This is a genomic window from Micromonospora sp. NPDC051006 (assembly GCF_044456245.1).
Taxonomy (GTDB): domain Bacteria; phylum Actinomycetota; class Actinomycetes; order Mycobacteriales; family Micromonosporaceae; genus Micromonospora.
In genome coordinates, this window is the sequence record NZ_JBITFP010000007.1 from 223,189 (window position 1) to 240,840 (window position 17,652).

13 protein-coding genes are annotated in these 17,652 nt (G+C 70.8%); 8 read left to right on the forward strand and 5 right to left on the reverse strand.

What is annotated here, in order from left to right; translation table 11 throughout:
* Nucleotides 1-51: 51 nt before the first annotated feature.
* From ACIBBA_RS14970 to ACIBBA_RS14980, 3 genes are all read right to left on the reverse strand, one after another.
* Nucleotides 52-705, reverse strand: coding sequence for an HAD family hydrolase (locus ACIBBA_RS14970; protein ID WP_396697492.1), 654 nt, complete (start codon nt 703-705; stop codon nt 52-54).
* A gap of 123 nt (nt 706-828) precedes the next feature.
* Nucleotides 829-1,572 carry a neutral zinc metallopeptidase gene (locus ACIBBA_RS14975; RefSeq protein ID WP_396697413.1) on the reverse strand — a complete coding sequence of 248 codons (744 nt, stop codon included), beginning with the start codon at nt 1,570-1,572 and terminating at the stop codon, nt 829-831.
* A 154-nt stretch (nt 1,573-1,726) separates the two neighbouring features.
* The gene (locus ACIBBA_RS14980; RefSeq protein WP_396697415.1) at nt 1,727-1,933 is read right to left on the reverse strand and encodes a hypothetical protein; all 207 of its coding nucleotides are present in this window, start codon (nt 1,931-1,933) and stop codon (nt 1,727-1,729) included.
* Between the two features lie 49 nt (nt 1,934-1,982).
* Here ACIBBA_RS14980 and ACIBBA_RS14985 point away from each other — a divergent pair, with 49 nt between their 5' ends.
* From ACIBBA_RS14985 to ACIBBA_RS14995, 3 genes are all read left to right on the forward strand, one after another.
* A complete protein-coding gene (locus ACIBBA_RS14985; RefSeq protein WP_396697417.1) occupies nt 1,983-2,792 on the forward strand; it encodes a class I SAM-dependent methyltransferase in 810 nt (269 codons plus the stop codon).
* A gap of 95 nt (nt 2,793-2,887) precedes the next feature.
* Nucleotides 2,888-3,280 (forward strand): YciI family protein, encoded by a 393-nt coding sequence (locus tag ACIBBA_RS14990; protein WP_396697494.1) that lies wholly within the window; start codon nt 2,888-2,890, stop codon nt 3,278-3,280.
* A gap of 3 nt (nt 3,281-3,283) precedes the next feature.
* Entirely contained in the window at nt 3,284-4,528 is a 1,245-nt protein-coding gene (locus ACIBBA_RS14995) for an RNA polymerase sigma factor (RefSeq protein ID WP_396697419.1), read from the forward strand.
* An 83-nt stretch (nt 4,529-4,611) separates the two neighbouring features.
* Here ACIBBA_RS14995 and ACIBBA_RS15000 read toward each other — a convergent pair whose 3' ends face one another.
* Nucleotides 4,612-5,712, reverse strand: a complete 1,101-nt coding sequence (locus tag ACIBBA_RS15000; protein WP_396697421.1) for a calcium:proton antiporter — start codon at nt 5,710-5,712, stop codon at nt 4,612-4,614.
* Nucleotides 5,713-6,036: 324 nt separating this feature from the next.
* Between ACIBBA_RS15000 and ACIBBA_RS15005 the strand changes: the two genes are divergently transcribed.
* From ACIBBA_RS15005 to ACIBBA_RS15025, 5 genes are all read left to right on the forward strand, one after another.
* Nucleotides 6,037-7,557, forward strand: coding sequence for a phosphatase PAP2 family protein (locus ACIBBA_RS15005; RefSeq protein ID WP_396697423.1), 1,521 nt, complete (start codon nt 6,037-6,039; stop codon nt 7,555-7,557).
* A gap of 118 nt (nt 7,558-7,675) precedes the next feature.
* Entirely contained in the window at nt 7,676-8,206 is a 531-nt protein-coding gene (locus ACIBBA_RS15010) for a hypothetical protein (protein WP_396697425.1), read from the forward strand.
* A 733-nt stretch (nt 8,207-8,939) separates the two neighbouring features.
* Nucleotides 8,940-9,431 (forward strand): SMI1/KNR4 family protein, encoded by a 492-nt coding sequence (locus ACIBBA_RS15015; RefSeq protein ID WP_396697427.1) that lies wholly within the window; start codon nt 8,940-8,942, stop codon nt 9,429-9,431.
* Between the two features lie 125 nt (nt 9,432-9,556).
* Nucleotides 9,557-10,858 (forward strand): vanadium-dependent haloperoxidase, encoded by a 1,302-nt coding sequence (locus ACIBBA_RS15020; RefSeq protein WP_396697429.1) that lies wholly within the window; start codon nt 9,557-9,559, stop codon nt 10,856-10,858.
* A gap of 78 nt (nt 10,859-10,936) precedes the next feature.
* On the forward strand, nt 10,937-11,401 hold the full coding sequence (locus ACIBBA_RS15025) for a heme-degrading domain-containing protein (RefSeq protein WP_396697431.1): 465 nt from the start codon (nt 10,937-10,939) through the stop codon (nt 11,399-11,401).
* Nucleotides 11,402-11,643: 242 nt separating this feature from the next.
* Here ACIBBA_RS15025 and ACIBBA_RS15030 read toward each other — a convergent pair whose 3' ends face one another.
* Nucleotides 11,644-17,610, reverse strand: coding sequence for a ThuA domain-containing protein (locus tag ACIBBA_RS15030; protein ID WP_396697433.1), 5,967 nt, complete (start codon nt 17,608-17,610; stop codon nt 11,644-11,646).
* Between the last annotated feature and the right edge of the window lie 42 nt (nt 17,611-17,652).

Consider the following 17,652-nt stretch of genomic DNA (forward strand, 5'->3'; position numbering starts at 1 on the left):
CCCGTCCAACGACGAAGGGCCCCCGCCGGTCGGCGGGGGCCCCTCGTTGCGTCAACGCCGGGCGGGTCGCTGCCCCAGCAGCGCGGCGAGCAGCTCCAGGTCCACGCCGGTCAGGCTCGCCAACTGGTGGACGCCCTCGGTGGCGGGCAGCGGCACCTCGGCGGGTACGGCCAGCACGGCCGCGCCGGCGGCCAGCGCGCTCGCCACGCCGGTGGCGGAGTCCTCGATCGCCACGCACCGCTCGATCGGCACGTCCAGCAACCGGGCGGCGGTCAGGTAGGGCTCGGGGTGCGGTTTGGCCGCGTCGACCTCGTCGCCGCAGACCACCGCGTCGAAGCTGTCCCGGCCGAGGGTGTCCAGGGCCACCTCGACCAGCGGCCGGCCGCTGGAGGTGACCAGGGCGGTCGGGATGCCGGCCGCGCGGACCGCCGTCAACAGCGCCAGCGCGCCGGGACGCCACCGCAGCCCGGTGCGGAACAGCTCCAGGATCCGCGCGTTGATCCACGCGGCGCTGGCCTCCGGATCCCGCTCGGGCTGACCGAGGTCGTCGTGCACGATCTGCATCGACGCGGCCATGCTGGTGCCGATGATCGCCCGGCGGGCGGCCTCGGAGAGCGTTCCGCCGTACTCCTCGGCCAACTCCTGCAGCGCGACGTCCCACAGCTTCTCGCTGTCGACCAGAGTGCCGTCCATGTCGAAGAGCACGGCGGCGGGGTGCGGGCTGCTCAGCGTTTCCTCAAGCGTGGTGACCGACATGCCCGGATCCTCTCAGGGCCCGGTTGGGCAGGTCGGGCCGGCATCGGCCGAGGTGACGAACACCAAACCCGCTCAGCTCAGGCCACAGGCCTTCAGTGACTGCTCGTAGCCGCGGAAGAAGGAGTCGGTCCGTTGCTCGGCGGTGCCGTGCGAGCCCTCGGCGAACCACGGCTGGTCGGGGTCGTCGCCGACCGCGGCCAGCCCCTCCCGGAACTCCTCCAGGTCGCCCTCGGCCAGGGTGAGGGCCTTCGCGCGCACCGAGTCGCCGAGGTAGGCGCCGGCCATGCAGTCGGCCTGCAGCTCCTGCTGGATGGTGAAGTCGTAGCGGATGCCCAGGCGCACCTGGACGCCGTGCGCGTACTCGTGGCCGAGCAGGTAGAAGACGAACGCGTCACCGATCTGCCGGAACGCGGCGACGGACCAGTTCACGTCGTAGGCGATGAAGTCGCCCTGCGAGCAGTAGACGGCGTTGTTGCGCGGCAGCGGTTGCCCGCCGCAGGACACCTGCCCCTCCCGCTGGTAGGCGGTGATCCGCCGGATCGGCTGGAACCGCTCCCCCGAGGTCCGGAACTGGGCCGTCCAGTAGCGTTCGGCCACCGCCTGCGCGCCGGCGACGTCCTGGGTGAACTCCTCGACACTGGTGGTGCCGTCGGCCCGGGTGGCCGACGGGTCCGGCGGCCCTGCCGAGGCCGCACCGCCCGGCTCCTGGCCCTGCGGGTCGGACACACCACCGACGAAGCAGCCGGCCGAGGCGACCAGCGCGACCAGGAAGCCGGCCAGCAGGCCGCGCGAATGACGTGTTGGGCGTGTCCCCACAGTGGCCTCCCCGGCGTCCGTGTCTGCCGCAGCCAGTACCCCGACGCTCAGTCCGGCATGCGGAGTGCTCTACGGCCGGCGAACCCGGCCGGTTCAACAGGGCGACGACCGGATTGACCCACCCGCCGGGCGGAGTCCGGCCGCGCCGCAGACCTCATTGATGGTCGCGGATGTTGCGCAGCCAGGCCCCCTCGCGCGACGAGTGCCCTCCGGTCTCGTGCCAGTGCTGGGCGTCCCGGGCGGCCGCGTCGTCGTCGGGCGAGCTGACCCGGCGACGATCCCGCCAGGCGACGTAGCCGAAGCAACCGGCCATGATCAGTGCGATCAGTGCGATGGTGCCGAGTACCACCCACGAGGTCATGCCTCGACGGTAAGCGGGCCGAGCACGTCGGCCGCTACGCTCGCCGTCCATGAGCAGCTTCGACGATCACGAGCGCCACCGCTGGGTCGGCCGCGCCGAGGCGTACGCCCGCAGTTTCGGGCGGCTCTGCGCCCACCCGGCGGACGCGCTGCTGGACGCGGCCGGGGCGCGGGCCGGCACCCGGCTGCTGGATGTCGGCACCGGGCCGGGCACCGTCGCGGGGCTCGCCGCCGGACGGGGCGCGACGGTGACCGCGGTCGACGCCGAGGAGAGCATGATCGCCTCGGCCCGGCGCTCCGCCTCCGGCGCGCGCTTCGTCCGGGCCGCGCTGCCGCACCTGCCCTTCCCCGCGGGCACCTTCGACGCGGCCGTGGCGAACTTCGTGCTCAACCACGTCGGCGACCCGGCCGCCGCCGTGCGGCAGCTGCGCCGGGTGGTACGCCCGGGCGGGCTCGTGGCGTTCACCGTCTGGCCGCATCCGCAGCCGCCGCTGCAACGGCTCTGGGGGCAGGTCTACGACGCGGCTGGCGGTCCACCGCGCCCCGACCTGCCCCGCGTGGCCGCCGAGCGGAACTTCGACCGGACCCCGGCGGGAGTGACCGGGTTGCTGCGTGGCGCGGGGCTGACGGACGTGCGCTGCGAGACGCTGTCCTGGGTGCACCGCGCGGACCGGGAAGACTGGTGGGCCGGGCCGGCGAACGGCATCGGCCAGCTCGGGCTGCTGCTCAGCGACGCGCCGGAGCGGCTGCGCCGGCGGGTCCGCGAACAGTACGACCGGCTCACCGCCACCCACCTGGGCCCGGACGGGCTGCTCGGGCTGCCCACGGCCGCGCTGCTCGGCACGGGACGGGTGTGTTGACGCGCAGTCGGATGTCCGGAACCGGGGGCCAGCCTCGACGTCTCCGGTGAGCGGCGCCGCGCCGGCGCCGACGGAAGGAGCGCAACGTGAAGTACATGATCATGCTGTACGGCTCGCAGCAGGACTACGACCTGCTGTCCGGGCTACCCACCGACAAGCCGCCGATGACGGCCGAGCAGGTCGCGGCGATGCACGCGCACATGGAGAAGGTGCACCAGGCGCTGGCCGAGTCCGGCGAGCTGGTTGACGCGCGTGGGCTGAGCGCCCCCGCGCACGCCCGGCGGGTGCAGTTCACCGGCGGCGTGCCGGTGGTCACCGACGGGCCGTATCCGGAGACGCAAGAGGTGCTCGCCGGCTACACCATCGTCGAGTGCGCCAGCTTCGACCGGGCCACCGAGATCGCCGCCGGGTTCGTCGACCCGGACGCGGCCGGCGGGTTCGTCGACGTGCGTCCGGTGCTCGACGGCTTCGAGGACCTGGCTGGCTGACCGGTGACCGGCGAACGCGTCGAGGAGCTGCTGCGCCCGCTGGCGCCGCAGGTCCTCGGCGCGCTGGTCCGCCGCTACGGGCACTTCGACACCGCCGAGGACGCCACCCAGGAGGCGTTGATCGCCGCGGCGACCGGCTGGCCGCGCGACGGCGTACCGGAGAATCCCCGGGCCTGGTTGATCGCCGTCGCCGCGCGCCGGCTGACCGACCTGCTCCGCCGCGAGCAGGCGCGGGCCCGCCGGGAGGATGCCGTCCACCGGTGGGTGCTGCCCGGCGACCGGATGGCGTCGCCCGCCGACGAACCGCCGACCGACGGCGACGACAGTCTCATCCTGCTCTTCCTCTGCTGCCATCCGGCGCTCTCCCCGGCCTCCCAGATCGCGCTCACCCTGCGTGCGGTGGGCGGGTTGAGCACCGCCGAGGTGGCCCGGGCCTTCCTGGTGCCGGAAGCGACGATGACCCGGCGGATCACCCGTGGCAAGCAGCGGATCCGCGACAGCGGCCTGCCGTTCCGGATGCCCACCGGGGCGGAGCGGCCGGCCCGCCTCGCCGCCGTGCTGCACGTGCTCTACCTGATCTTCAACGAGGGGTACGCCCGCACGTCCGGGCCCGGACTGCTCCGAGCGGATCTGTCGGCCGAGGCGATCCGGCTGGCCCGGCTGGTGCACCGGCTGCTGCCGGACGATCCGGAGGTCACCGGGCTGCTGGCGCTCATGCTGCTCACCGACGCCCGCGCACCGGCCCGGATCGGGCCACACGGCGAGCTGGTGCCGATGGCCGAACAGGACCGCCGCCGGTGGAAGGCCGACCAGATCGCCGAGGGCGTGGCGCTGGTCAGCGCCGCGCTGCCCCGCGGGCCGGTCGGGCCGTACCAGGTGCAGGCGGCCATCGCCGCCGTGCACGACGAGGCGCGGAGCGCTGAGGCGACCGACTGGGCGCAGATCACCGCCCTCTACGAGGTGCTGCTCGGGTTCTCCGACAACCCGGTGGTGGCGCTCAACCATGCCGTCGCGGTGGCCATGAGCTGCGGCGCGCCGGCCGGACTGGAGCTGCTCGACCGGCTCCGCGCCGACGGTCGACTCAGCGACGACCCACGGCTGCCCGCCGCCCGGGCGCACCTGTTGGAGCTGGTCGGCGACCGGTCCGGCGCCCGGGACGCCTATCTCGCGGCAGCCGCCCGCTCGACCAACCTGGCGCAGCAGCGCTACCTGCACGCCCGTGCCGACCGGCTGCGCGACGCCGACTGAGCGCCGAACCGGGGGGAGGCCTGGTAGGTCGCGTGCTCGCCGGCCCGACCTGGCGCAGGTCGGCGCTCCTGCCGGGTTGGATGTCAGGGGCTGGCGGCCAGGAAGACGAAGGCGGCCAGCAGGACCAGGTGCACGCCGCCCTGCAACAGGGTTGCCCGCCCGGGCACCACGGTCAGCACGCCGGTCACCGCGGTGAGCGTGAGCAGCGCGAGCTGGGTGCCGCCGAGGCCGAGCAGCAGCGGCCCCTCCAACCAGATCGAAGCGATCGCGATAGCCGGGATGGTCAGGCCGATGCTCGCCATCGCCGAGCCGAGTGCGAGGTTCAGGCTGATCTGCACCCGGTCGCGGCGGGCGGCGCGAGCGGCGGCCAGGGTCTCCGGCAGCAGCACCAGCAGGGCGATGATCACGCCCACGAAGGCGTGAGGCAGGTTCGCCGCGGCCACCCCCGCCTCGATGGTCGGGGAGACGGTCTTGGCATCGCCGACCACCGCGACCAGCGCCACCAGCAGCAGTCCCAGACTGATCAGCGCGTCGCGGGTCGACGGCGGTTTGGCATGCGCCTCCTCGTCGACCACCTGGCCCGCGCTGTCGACCGGCAGGAAGTAGTCGCGGTGCCGGCCGGTCTGCACCAGCACGAAGAGCCCGTAGAGGGCCAGCGACGCGATGGCGGCGAAGGTCAGCTGGGCCGGGCTGAACTCCGGGCCGGGCCGGCTGGTGGTGAAGGTCGGGATGACCAGACTGAGGGTGGCCAGGGTGATGACGGTGGCCAGCGCCCCGCCGGTGCCCTCCGGGTTGAACAGCGCGACCCGCCGGCGCAGCGCCCCGAGCAGCAGGGACAGGCCGAGGATGCCGTTGCAGGTGATCATGATGGCGGCGAAGACGGTGTCCCGGGCCAGCGACTGGGTCTTCTCCGGCCCGCTGATCATCAGCGTGACGATCAACGCGACCTCGATGACGGTGACCGCGACGGCGAGCACCAGGGAGCCGTACGGCTCCCCCACCCGGTGGGCGACCACCTCGGCGTGGTGCACGGCCGCCAGCACCGCGCCACCGAGCAGCACCGCGACCACCACGACGAGAGGCCCGGCCAGGTCCCGGCCCCAGGTTCCGAGCAGCACCAGGACGGCGAGCACGGGTACGGAGACAGTCCAGTCGGTCAGTCGGGAGCGGAGCAGCGCGGCCATCCACCAACCCTGCCAGGTGAATGGATCATGTGCCCACTGCCGGCGGCAATCAATTCAGTACCGATCGTGACGATCCCGCTGGCCGGGTCGCCGCCCGGGGCCGGCGACCGGCTCACGTCGAACCGATGCGGGAGGGCCGGGCCGGGATCGTGATTCATCGAAGACAGTCATCTAAAACCATGGGAAATCCGACTTCCATATGCATTGATGCTTTCCTATTTTTCGATGCTTTTCCGTGATCTCCCCGTCGCCTGCCCGTCGCTTCCGGCTTAAAGACTCGCGTCCGGTACGGCATCCATCAGAAAACGAGGGAGCGGGAAAGTCGTGCGAAAATCCCTGAAACGCGCGCTAATCACGGCGCTCGTCCTGCTGCTCACGCCGATCGGCGTGGCGGCCACCGCCAACCCGGCCCAGGCAGCGCCGATCGGCGACCACGTCCTGCACTGGAACGACGTGCTCCTCAAGACCTACCGGTCGGCCGGCGGCGCGCCCGGCCCACTGGCCCGCTCCGGCGCGATGATGCACCTTGCGATGTACAACGCCGTCAATACCATTAACTGCTACAAGTCGGGCAGCTACAACGCGTTCGACTGTTTGGCTATCGACTACACGGGCGACAACAGCATCAGTGGCGGTTGGGCCAATCCCGATGTCGAGACGGCCATCGACTACGCCGCACATACCGTTCTGGCCGGGCTCTATCCGTCGATCAGCTTCGCGGCGGATCTCACCGCGGCCCAGGACGGCATTCCCGCCGACGCTTCGCAACAGCAGGGGCGCAGCATCGGCGTCAAGGCCGGCACCAACATGCTCAGCTACCGGCAGAGTGACGGTTCGGCGAACAACACGGCGTACACGCCCAGCACCAGCCCCGGCTACTGGCGTCCGACCGGGTCCGGCAACGCCGCCACGCCGAACTGGGGCAACGTGACGATGTTCTCCCGCGCCTCGGAGGCGTACAAACTCACCAGTCTCCGCCCCCGACTGCCCGGCGGGTACTCGACGATGCCGGCGCTGCTCAGCAGCTCCGCCTATGCCAGCCAGGTCAACGAGGTCAAGAGCCTCGGCCGGGCCACCGGCTCCACCCGCACCGCCACCCAGACCCAGATCGCCTGGTTCTGGGCCAACGACCTCGACGGCACCTACAAGCCGCCGGGCCAGTTGTACGCCCACACCCGGATCGTGTCAGCCCAGCGCGGCCTGGACCAGATGGCCAACCTGCGCCTGTTCGCCCTCGTCGCCGGCGCCATGGCCGACGCCGGTATCGCCTCCTGGGACGCCAAGTACCTCACCAACATCGACCTGTGGCGCCCCGAGTCCGCCATCCAACTCGCCGGCACCGACGGCAACGCCCAGACCACCGCCGACACCGCGTGGCGTCCGCTCTCCGCAGACCGCAACGGCGTCAATTTCAGCCCACCGTTCCCCGCGTACGTCTCCGGTCACGCCACCTTCGGCGCCGCCTGGGCCAGGACGATGGAACGCTACTTCGGCACCGACAACATCTCGTTCACCGCCACCACCGAAGACCCGCACGCCGTCGGCGTCACCCGCACCTTCACCAGCTTCAGCGCGGCCGCGATCGAGAACGCCCGCAGCCGCATCTACCTCGGCGTGCACTACCAGTGGGACGCCGACTACGGCGTATCCACCGGCAACAAGGTCGCCGACTACGTGACCAGCAAGATGCTGCAGAAGGTCCTCAACGGCGGAAGTTACCCCTCCGCGACCGGCTGCGACGAGGTCGGCGACGACTGGGTCTACGCCCAGCAGATCTACAGCGCCTACTCCTGCCGGCAGGACTCCGCGTCGTCGTGGACGCTCGTGCTGTACCCGTGGCCGTGACGGCCGCCGAGCACCCCGGCAGTTCGCGCTGAAACGCGCACCCCGGCGGGCCGTACGACCTGCCGGGGTGCGCGCCGCTCGTCGGGCACTCATTCGTACCGATGAGATGATGCGCCGCATGCGGGACGACCGGCTGGTGGGAATGTGGACCACTGAGCCCTACGACTACGGCGTGATGGAGTCGAGTTGGCTGGCCCTCCGGCCCGACGGCACCGGCTGGAGCGCATGGGCCAACGCGGGCGGCGCCACCGTGAGTCACCTGGCCTGGGACTGCCCGGCCGACGGGGAGGTCGAGCTGCGGTATGAATGGTGGGCTTCAGGCGTGTGGCCGCCCGGCAACCCGCCCTGGCTCATCGACGTCGACGAGGAGGGGCCCGACGAAACCGTGATCCGTACCCGCTACTCGGTCAACGTCGAGACACCACCGCTCGCCGACTCACCGCTCACCGTCGTCCACCTGGACCCCGATGTCGAGTACAGCAGCCGGTACGCGCTCGTCACACGTGAGGCCGGAGCTTGGATCAACGTCTCCGCGCACCGCAGGCCACCGAGCCGCCAGTTGAGTGACTGTCCGTGCAGTGCTCTCGCCGGCAGGCCGCGGGTCACCAGTTCCGAAAACCGAGGAACCGGGCTGGCTGACAGCCGGTAACAGGGTCGCAATCGGCAGCCACTTGAGGTTGGTCGTGCTAGGCCGTGTTTCAGAAGGGTTCGCTGCCCGGCTGGGGCGTCGCTTCGGCTGGCTAAGTGCCTGTTGACCTTCGTGAGAGGATCTGAGGCGTGACCTTCCACAGAAGGGGCCGTGCCTCGTAGGCGGCCTCGATCGCTTCGTCGCCGCGTGCCGATTACGCGAAGCCCGTGGATCCGTTATCGGGATGTTCCTGGACTCTCCGGTCCCGCGAACGCTGCTGTCCGCTCGCTGGAGGGGCGGCGTTGGCTGCCAGGCATGGTGGCCGCCGCGGTCAGCGTATGGGGCGCGCATGCATCCGGCATCCAGCGTCGGTGGAGACCGTGGGAAGCGGAGTTCACCTGTTCCTGCTGTGGCGAAGGCTGGGCACGGCTGCGCTTGGAAGAGGCAGTCGCCATGCTGCCCGGCCATGCCGCGCGAGAGCTCCGAGTCGTTGTCGACCGCCTGGATGACGCCCTGGTGAGGCGTACTTATCACAACCCTCAAACGCCCGATGATGATCCTTGGTGGCTACGCCGCTGTTAAGCGTCAAAGGCCGTGTCGGTGGTCGATACCCACACGCCGCCCGCCCCTCGATGAGAGACGCCGGGCGGCCCCATGACGGAGTTGAGAGGGTCCACCCCACCGGCAACCTGCTGTCCAGTCTCAGGCCTCCGCGAGATCAGGTGAGTGCTCGGGCGGCCGTACGCTGCTGTTCGTGACTCGCTTCGACCAGATAACGGCGTCCTTTTGGAGCGACAGTCCTCACGGTCGTCAGCCTCCTCTGACTCAGTCAGCCATCCGGGACGCGGAAGGCCTCCTTGGCGTGAAACTCCCCGCGGCCCTGCTCGACCTGCTTCGGATTCAGAACGGCGGTGTGGTTGCCGACGAGTGGTCCTCATACCCAACCGGCGGAGCCACCTCCTCAAGCGAGCATGTGCCGTTCGAGTGCGTGATGGGGATAGGCCGAGCTGAGGGGACCTTGTCGATTCTCGACACGCCTTACCTGCTCAAGGAATGGGACCTGCCCGTACCCACCGTTCTGCTCGCCGGTGACGGACACACCTGGATCGCCCTCGACTACCGCAAGTCAGGCCCGCAGGGCGCGCCCTCGGTCACCTGGTTCGACGCGGACAGGCGATCCGAGCTTCCGCTCGCACCTGACTTCCGATCTTTCGTGCAGGGGCTGGGCAACTCCGGTGATAAATAGCGGGACAGCCCACAGTAGAGCTTCGTGTTAGGTTCATCATCATCGATTGATTTTGTTGTGCAGTCCGCCGTCGACGGTTGCCCGTTGCCGGCCACACCGACCGCAGATCAACATCGGGGGAACCCATGTCGAGCCGCCGTCCGGCGCGCCGGAGATTCTGGTCCCGCGCCCTCCCCACGTCCGTCGCGCTCGGCGCGCTGCTCGCGGCCACCGCTCCGGCGGCGACCGCCTCGGCCGGGGCTCCCGCCCCCGGCACCGGCACCACCAATCCGGTCGTGAGCTGGGACCTCAACGCGCAGACAGCGATCTGGGACGTCGCGGCGCAGCAGCCGAACGAGCAGGTGCGTAGCTTCGCGATGGTGAACGGCGCGGTCTACGACGCGGTGAACGCGATCGCCGGTAAGCCTTACCAGCCGTACCTGGTCGCGCCGGCGGCCCGGGGCACAGAATCGGTGGACGCGGCCGTCGCCACCGCTGCCCACGGTGTGCTCGCCGCCCTCTTCCCCAACCAGCAGGAACGGCTCCGGGCAGAGTACGACGAGGCGCTCGATGCGATCCCCGACGGCCCGCCGAAGCAGGGCGGCATCCGGGTCGGGGGCCGGGCCGCGGCCGCGATGGTCGCCGCGCGACAGGACGACGGCGCGTTCGGCGACCAGCAGTGGACGGTCGGCACCGAGCCCGGCCAGTGGCGTCCCACACCGCCGCTGTTCCTGTCCCAGGGGGCCTGGACGGGGCACATGCGCCCGTTCCTGCTCCCCCGCGCGTCTCTGTTCCGCGCGCCTGGCCCGCCGCCGCTGACCAGCAAGGCGTATGCCCGGGAGGTTGCCGAGGCCAGGGAGGTCGGCTCGGCGTCCAGCACGGTGCGCACCCAGGACCAGACCGAGGCCGCGCTCTGGTGGCACGACCGGCAGTCCGCCTCCTGGGAGATCAAGCGTCAGCTCGCCACCACCCAGCGATTGAACGCGCTGCAGACCGCGCGCTTCTTCGCGATGACCGACCTCATCGTGGCCGACTCGGGAGTTGCCTGCTTCAGCCAGAAGGAGCAGTGGAGCTACTGGCGTCCGGTCACCGCCATCCAGCAGGCCGACACGGACGGCAACCCCCGGACGGCGGCGGACCCGGACTGGACACCGTTGCTCGTCACGCCACCCTTCCCCGAGTACCCGTCCGGCCACGCGTGCGGGACCGGCGCGCGAATGTCGCTGTACCGGCACTTCTTCGGCAGGGACGACGTCTCCTTCAGCGGATCCAGCGCGGACTCCGGGACGACCCGGCACTTCGAGAGCTTCTCCGAGGCGCTCGACGAGCTCATCGGCGCGCGTGTCTGGGGCGGTGTCCACTTCCGCAGCGCCGACGTCGACGGCGCGGAGCTCGGTGAGGCGGTCTTCCACTATGCGGTGCGGCACCATTTCCGCCCGCTGAGGTAGTCCGTACACCGTGCGGCCGCGCCGGGTTCTCTGCTCTGCTTAGATCGTTGCGACGATCGAGCAAGGGAGCGGTACACCGTGACGCCAGAACTTCAGGAGCAGGAAGAACGCCTCCAGTTCGACCGCTTCGACCACAACGACGCCTGGGACCTGGGAGATCGTCTGGTCAGGCTGGCCAGGGAGCGGGGCCATTCCGTCACCGTCGACATCCGCCTCGGCGACCAGCAGATCTTCCACTACGCGCTGCCCGGCACCACCGCCGACAACGACGACTGGATCGAACGCAAGATCCGCGTCGTCCGCCGGTTCGGACACAGCTCCTACCTCGTCGGCCAGTCCTACCGCGACCGCGGCACCACCTTCGAGGAGCAGTCCCACCTCGAACCGGCCCGGTACGCCGCGCACGGCGGCTGCTTCCCGATCATCCTCCGGGGCACCGGCCCGGTCGGCACCGTCACCGTCTCGGGCCTGCCTCAACTCGACGACCACCGCCTCGTCGTCGAGGCGCTCGGGCTCCTCCTGGATTCCAAGAACCCCGAGTAGAGAGCTGCGTCTGAGCGCGTACGCGAAGGACGATCAGACGCGCCCGCACCAGCCGTGATCGACTCGGCTCCCATGAAGTCGGGGTGTCGCCGGCGGCGGACACCGCGACTTCAGTGACCCCGAGTGGATCAAGCCGGGCTGCCCGCCACCCGTGGGGCCGTCCACGACACGGGTGCCGGAGCACGCGAGGCGTGCTCCGGCACCGGTCGCGAGCCGGCCGGCACCGGCTCGACGTCATCACCTCACAGGTGGGCCTTCAGGTACACGCCGGCCGCCAGCAACTGGGTGCGCGCCCGCTCGTCGGCGACGGTCGCGGCGAACGACGCGAACCGGTCGAGCGCCGCCTCGGCCTGCGCCTTGCGACCGGCCTTCGCCATCCGCTCGGCCACCTGAAGCTGAACCTTGAGGGCTGCCGCGCGGTGCGGCAGGACCAGCTTCTGCGCGCGGTACCGCTCGATGAGCGCCCCGGTGTTCGCGAACGTCGCCACCACCTCGAACGACGCCGTCGACTCCACCACGTTGCCGGCCTTGTCGGTCGCCACCGCGGTCACCCGGTGGGTGCCCGCGGTCGGCGCGACCGCCCCCGTGACCGGCTCGCCGTCCAGGCGCACCTGCACGGACGCGACGCCCGACGCCGGGTCCTGCGCCGACGCCGTGACCGGCAACTCCGCACCCAACTCGTAGGAGCCGCCGTCCTTCACACCGCCGAACGACACCACCGGCACAGCCGAGTCGACCTGCACCGACACGACCGACTGCGGCGAGACGTTGCCCGCCTCGTCGACCGCCCGGAACCGCAGCTCGCGCTTGCCGTTCTCGGTCACCGCCACCGGCTGCCGGTAGTCCACCCACTCGCCGTCGCCGACCGCGTAGGAGATCCGGAGCGGGCCGCTGCTGTCGTCCGTCGCGCTCGCCGACACGGTGACCGGCGAGACGTACCAGCCGTTCGCGCCGTTCGGCGCCGCCGGGTCGACCACCACCGACACCGACGGCGGCGTCGTGTCGACCAGCCGGAAGTAGTCGAACGCCACCGTCACCGGCGACACCTGCTCCGGGCCCAGCGCCATCAGACCGAACGACGTCATCGCGGCGTCGTTGGTCACCGGGTCACCCAGCGAGGTCCAGTTGACCCCGCCGTCGCTGATCTCGGCCGAGTAGGTGTTGCCGGTCCGCTTCAGCCGCAGGTCGTACCAGCCGCTCTCGGTCGCCTCCGCGACGTCGATCGACCGGTTGCCGCCGTTGCCGAACTGCCCGTCGCGCTCGGAGACCAGCTCGGCGCGCAGGTCGACAGGTGAGCCGCTGGTATTCGTCGCCAGCACGTCGAACTTCACGTAGTTGTCGTCGTCGGCGTACACCAGGAACCCGGCGAGCTGCCAGCGGTGCAGCATCGTCGGCGTCAGCCGGGTCTGGATCGTCCAGTCCCCGTCCGGCAGGTCCTGGAGCAGGAAGTTGCGCGGCGAGGCGGAGTTGTCGCCGTTGATGTCGCCCGGCTGCGTCTCGATCCGCAGCTGACCGTCGGCCACCGCGACCTTCGTCGAGTCGTAGCGCACCACCTGGTCCCACCGGCAGCCGTCGAGCGCGTCGCCGCCGAACTCGTCGCTCGGCGCGCGTACGCCGTCGTCGGTCGAGTCCGGGGTGACGGTGAAGTGGTCGAACACCGCGTCGACCTCGCCGGCCGCCGTGTCGCCGGCGGCCATCGGGCCGATGGTGGCGCGCGGGTTCAGCGTCGCCTGACCGGCCAGCGCCGTCCAGGTCTGCCCGTCGGTCGAGTACGCGGCGGTCAGCTTCGTTCCGTCGCTCACCAGCCGTAGGTGGACGGCCGACGGGAAGTCGGCGGGTACCGCCAGGTTGGCGTGCCAGGTCCTGGTGCCCGCCGCCTCCGTCTGGAACTCGAGCAGCCGCCCGCCGGACGAGCTGCGGGTGAACGCCAGCTTCACGTAGTCGTTGTCGGTGCCGTGCATCAGCAGGCCGGCATGCTGCCACTCCCGGCTGTGCGGGATCGACACCTTCGTCTCGACCGTCCACGCCCCGGTCCGCACCGGCTGGCCGACGTAGCTGATCGGGCCGGACGCGGCCTCGTTGATGTCACCGTTGGTGACAGGCAGCGCCAGCACGCCGTCCGCCACCCGCACCGGCCGGTCCGGCGCGTTGCGCGCCACCGTCCAGCGGGTGGTGTTGAGCGCGGCGCCGTCGAAAGTGTCCGAGCCCTTAACCACGCAGCCCGGTGCGGGCTCGGGCTCGGGTTCCGGCTCGGGGTGGATGGCCTCGTCCACCAGGCTGAACCCGGAGAACTCCACCTCGCTGGTGGCCAGGGTGCTGTGCGCGGTCACCGCGAGTCCGATGTCCTGCGGGCTCGCCGCGCCGGTCAGCGTCACCGGATCACCGACCCGGGTGAAGGTCACCCCGTCCTTGCTCCAGTAGCCGTGGTACTGGTTGCCGTCGCGCACGATCCGCGCCCACGCCGGGTAGCTCGTCGTGCTGGCTCCGGTGCTGGCATCGAGCTGCCCGTTGCCGTCGGTGTCGCGCAACCACTCGAATCCGAGGCCGGCCCGGATCGTCATCGCCGCGTAGCCGGGCGAGCTGGCCGGTTGGGTGACGTCGTTGCGGACGATCAGCCCGGCCTTGGCAGAGGGGTTGGAGTTGCCCTGCCGCTCGATCTTGACGGTGGCCGTCCACTCGTTGCCCGCAGCGGCCGGCAGGTAGACCGAGCCGTACTGGTCGGTGCCCTGCCACATGTTCGCGCCGCCGGAGTTGATCACCCAGGTGTCGGTGTCCGGCCGCTCGAACGTGGCGTCGGTGTTGCTGAAGGTCTGCCAGTCGCCGTACAGGTCACCGACCTCCACCTCCACGATGCGGGAGGTGGTGCTGGCGCCCTTGTCGTTGGTGGCGACCGCGGTCAGCTGGTAGCGCTTCTGGGTCGTGGCGTTCCACGTCACCTCGTACGGCGCGGTGGTGTCGGTGCCGATCGAGGTGTCGTCGACGAAGAACTCGACCTTGGTGACCGTGTTCTCGGCATCGCTCGCGTCGGCGGTGACCTGGATCGCGCCGGGCTCCAGATCGTCGTCCGGCCTCGGGGCGGTCACCGCGACCTTCGGCTTGCTCGTCGGCGAGACGCCCTTGCCGTCGGCCTCGATGAAGTTCAGCCGCCGCTCCCCCGCGCCGGGGAAGACCGCGTACAGGGTGAACGTCTCCCCCGGGTCGGTGACGTCGACCGGTACGTCCGCGTAACGGCCGGCGGGCGTCGCCGGCACCTGTGCGGTGCCCAGCAGCGCGCCGTCCGGAGCGCCGCGGCGCAGCTCGACGCTGCCCGCACCGGCCGCGCTGACCCGCAGGACCAGCTTGTCGACGCCGCGCAGGTTCACCGGGTCGTACGACGCCCAGGCGCCGTTCTGGCCGGTGATGGCGTCGGCGTGGCCCTCAACGTCCCGCGACGGCGCCACGGTCACGCCCTGCGAGGAGTCGAAGAACTCCGCCTCCCGCTGCTTCGGGAACAGCAGCGTGGTGTCCGACCCGGTGAGCGCGGGGATCCCGCCGGCGCCGCCGGAGTCGGTGTAGCGGCCGTCGAGGGCGTAGAAGACGTTCATGTCGTCGCTGTGCCCGCCGCCCAGCGAGGTGGCCACCGTGCCGGTGCGCCCGTGCAGCGGCTCGGCCGGGTGGGCGTGCTCGTCGTGGCCGAGCGCCGGTTGGATCACCACGTCGGCATCGTCGATCTGGGTGTCCTCGGCGTCGGTGACCGACAGGTTCCAGCTGACCTCGTCACCGAAGTCGAAGAACCCGCCGTCGGGCGGCAGCTCGAAACGCACCTGCGGCCGGGTGTTGCCGACGGTTATGGGCACGGTCGTGGTGCCGGTCCTGCCGTGCGGGTCGGCCACCGTGAGTCGGGCGTCGTAGACGCCGTTGTCGGCGTACGTGTGGGTCGGCGCCCGGTCGGTCGAGTCGACCGTGCCGTTGCCGTCGAAGTCCCACGCGTACGTCAGCTGCTCCCCCTCCGGGTCGGACGACGGCGCGCCGTCGAACCGCACCTCAAGCGGCGCGGGCCCGGAATCCGGGGTGGCGGTGGCCTTCGCCTCCGGCGAGCGGGAGCCGGAGATGTAGTCGATGCGGTACAGGCCCGAGTTCGGGTTGTCCCGGCCGAAGCCGCCACCCCAGTCGAGCACGTACAGGGAGCCCTCCGGGCCGAACTTCGAGTCGATCGGCGCGAGGAACTGCTCCTCCGGCAGGAACGGGTTGACCTTCTCCACGCCCCCGTCGCCGTCGGTGATGATCGAGTACATCTTGTTGCGGGACCACTCGTAGAAGAACGGCTTGCCGTCGTAGTACGCCGGGAACTTCGTGTCCGACTTCAGGTCCGGGTCGTACTGGTAGAACGGCCCGCCCATCGGCGCGAGTCCACCGCCCTGCGGGATGACCGACGGCACCGAGGAGCGCTTGTAGCCGTACCACATCTTCGCCGGTTTGGCTGGCGGCAGCTGGGTGAGGCCGGTGTTGCGGATCGAGTCGTTGACTGGGTTGGCGCAGTCGAAGTACCCGCCGACGGTCACCGGGTTGGTCCGGTAGTCGACGTCCCGGAACGGCTCGTTGTCGCCCATGCACAGCGGCCAGCCGTAGAAGCCGGGCTCGGTGATGAGGTTCCACTCGGCGATGCCCGCCGGGCCGCGGTCGGGGTTGTCGTTGCCGTTGTCCGGCGAGTAGTCGGCCACGGCCAGCGCACCCGACTGTGGGTCGATGGCGAAGCGGAACGGGTTGCGGAAGCCCATCGCGTAGATCTCCGGGCGGGTCTTCGCGGTGCCCGCCGGGAACAGGTTGCCCTCGGGAACGGAGTAGGTGCCGTCCGCCTCCGGGTGGATCCGCAGGACCTTGCCGCGCAGGTCGTTGGTGTTGGCCGAGGTCGCCCGCGCGTCGTGGAAGGTGTTGTCGCGTTCCGACAGTGGCGCGTAGCCGCCGGACGGCTCGGAGTGCGGGTTCACGTCGTCGCCCACGCCGAGGTAGAGGTTGCCGTCCAGGCCGAAGTCCAGCCCGCCGCCGGTGTGCCCCGGCTCGTCGGGCAGCCGCCGCGCGGGCACCTCCAGCAGCACCTTCTCGCTGGCCCGGTCGATCTGCGAGCCGGCGCCGACGGTCAGCCGGGACAGCCGGTTGACGAAGTTTTCCGGGTTCGTGTCGTCGCTGCTCGCCGGCGAGTAGTAGAGGTAGAGGTGGCCGTTGTCCGCGAAGTGCGGGTCGAGCGCGATGCCCAGCAGGCCGTCCTCACCGCCGGAGTAGACGGGGATGGTGATCGCGGTCGATGTGGTCTGGTTGCGCGGGTCGTACACCCGGATCTCGCCGCGGACCAGCTCGGTGTAGAACACCCGGCCGTCCGGCGCGACGTCCATCGCGTACGGCGCGCTGGTGTTCTGGTCCAGCGGCACGCGCTCGAACTTGTCCCAGGTGGTCGCGCCGCAGTCGCCCTCGGCTATGCCGGCCGCCCACTTCACGCCGCCGACGATGTGCTGCACCAGCCGCGTCTCACCGGTGTAGTGCGCGCCGAAGTGGCCCATGCCGGTCATCCAGGCACGCCCGCCGTCGTACGGCTTGCACCACGAGATCGGGTGGTCGTAGCCCATGGCGTTGCCGCCCGGGTCGTACGTCGTCTCGTCCATCGTGGCGAGAACGTGCGCGTCACCGCGGACGTTGAGCGCGTAGTTGTACCACTCGTCGGCCCGATCCCACCGTTGCGGCAGGTGGCTGGTCGACGGGTGGGTCTGATCCTCGACCCGCACGGTGCCCGGAAGGCCGGGGCTGCTGCCGGTGGCGGCGTGGCCGGGCATCAGCGTGCCGATCATGCTGTCCCACCACGCGTAGTTCCCGCGCATGTCGGTCGCGTTGTGGATGGCGACGATGCCGTGGCCGGCCTGCATGTAGCGCTCCATCGCCGCCTTTTCCTGGGCGGTCCACGGGTCGCCGGAGGCCTGGAACATCACCAGGGCGTCGAAGTGCGCGAGGTCCTCGTCGTTGAAGATCGCCGAGTCCTCGGTGTGCTCGGAGGTGATCCCAGCTTCGGTGAAGGCGGCCTGTAGCACCGGGACGCCCTGGGTGATCGCCTCGGCGTGCCGGAACTGGGTGGTCTTGGTGAAGATCAGCACGTGGGCGTCGCCGTGCGCGCCCGGGTGCGCGGCCGCCGGCGGCGTGCCGATCATGGACAGTGCGAGTGCGACGGCGACGGCGACCGGCATCGCGAGTAACCGTCCCCACCGGGGACGCCAGGTCACGTTCAT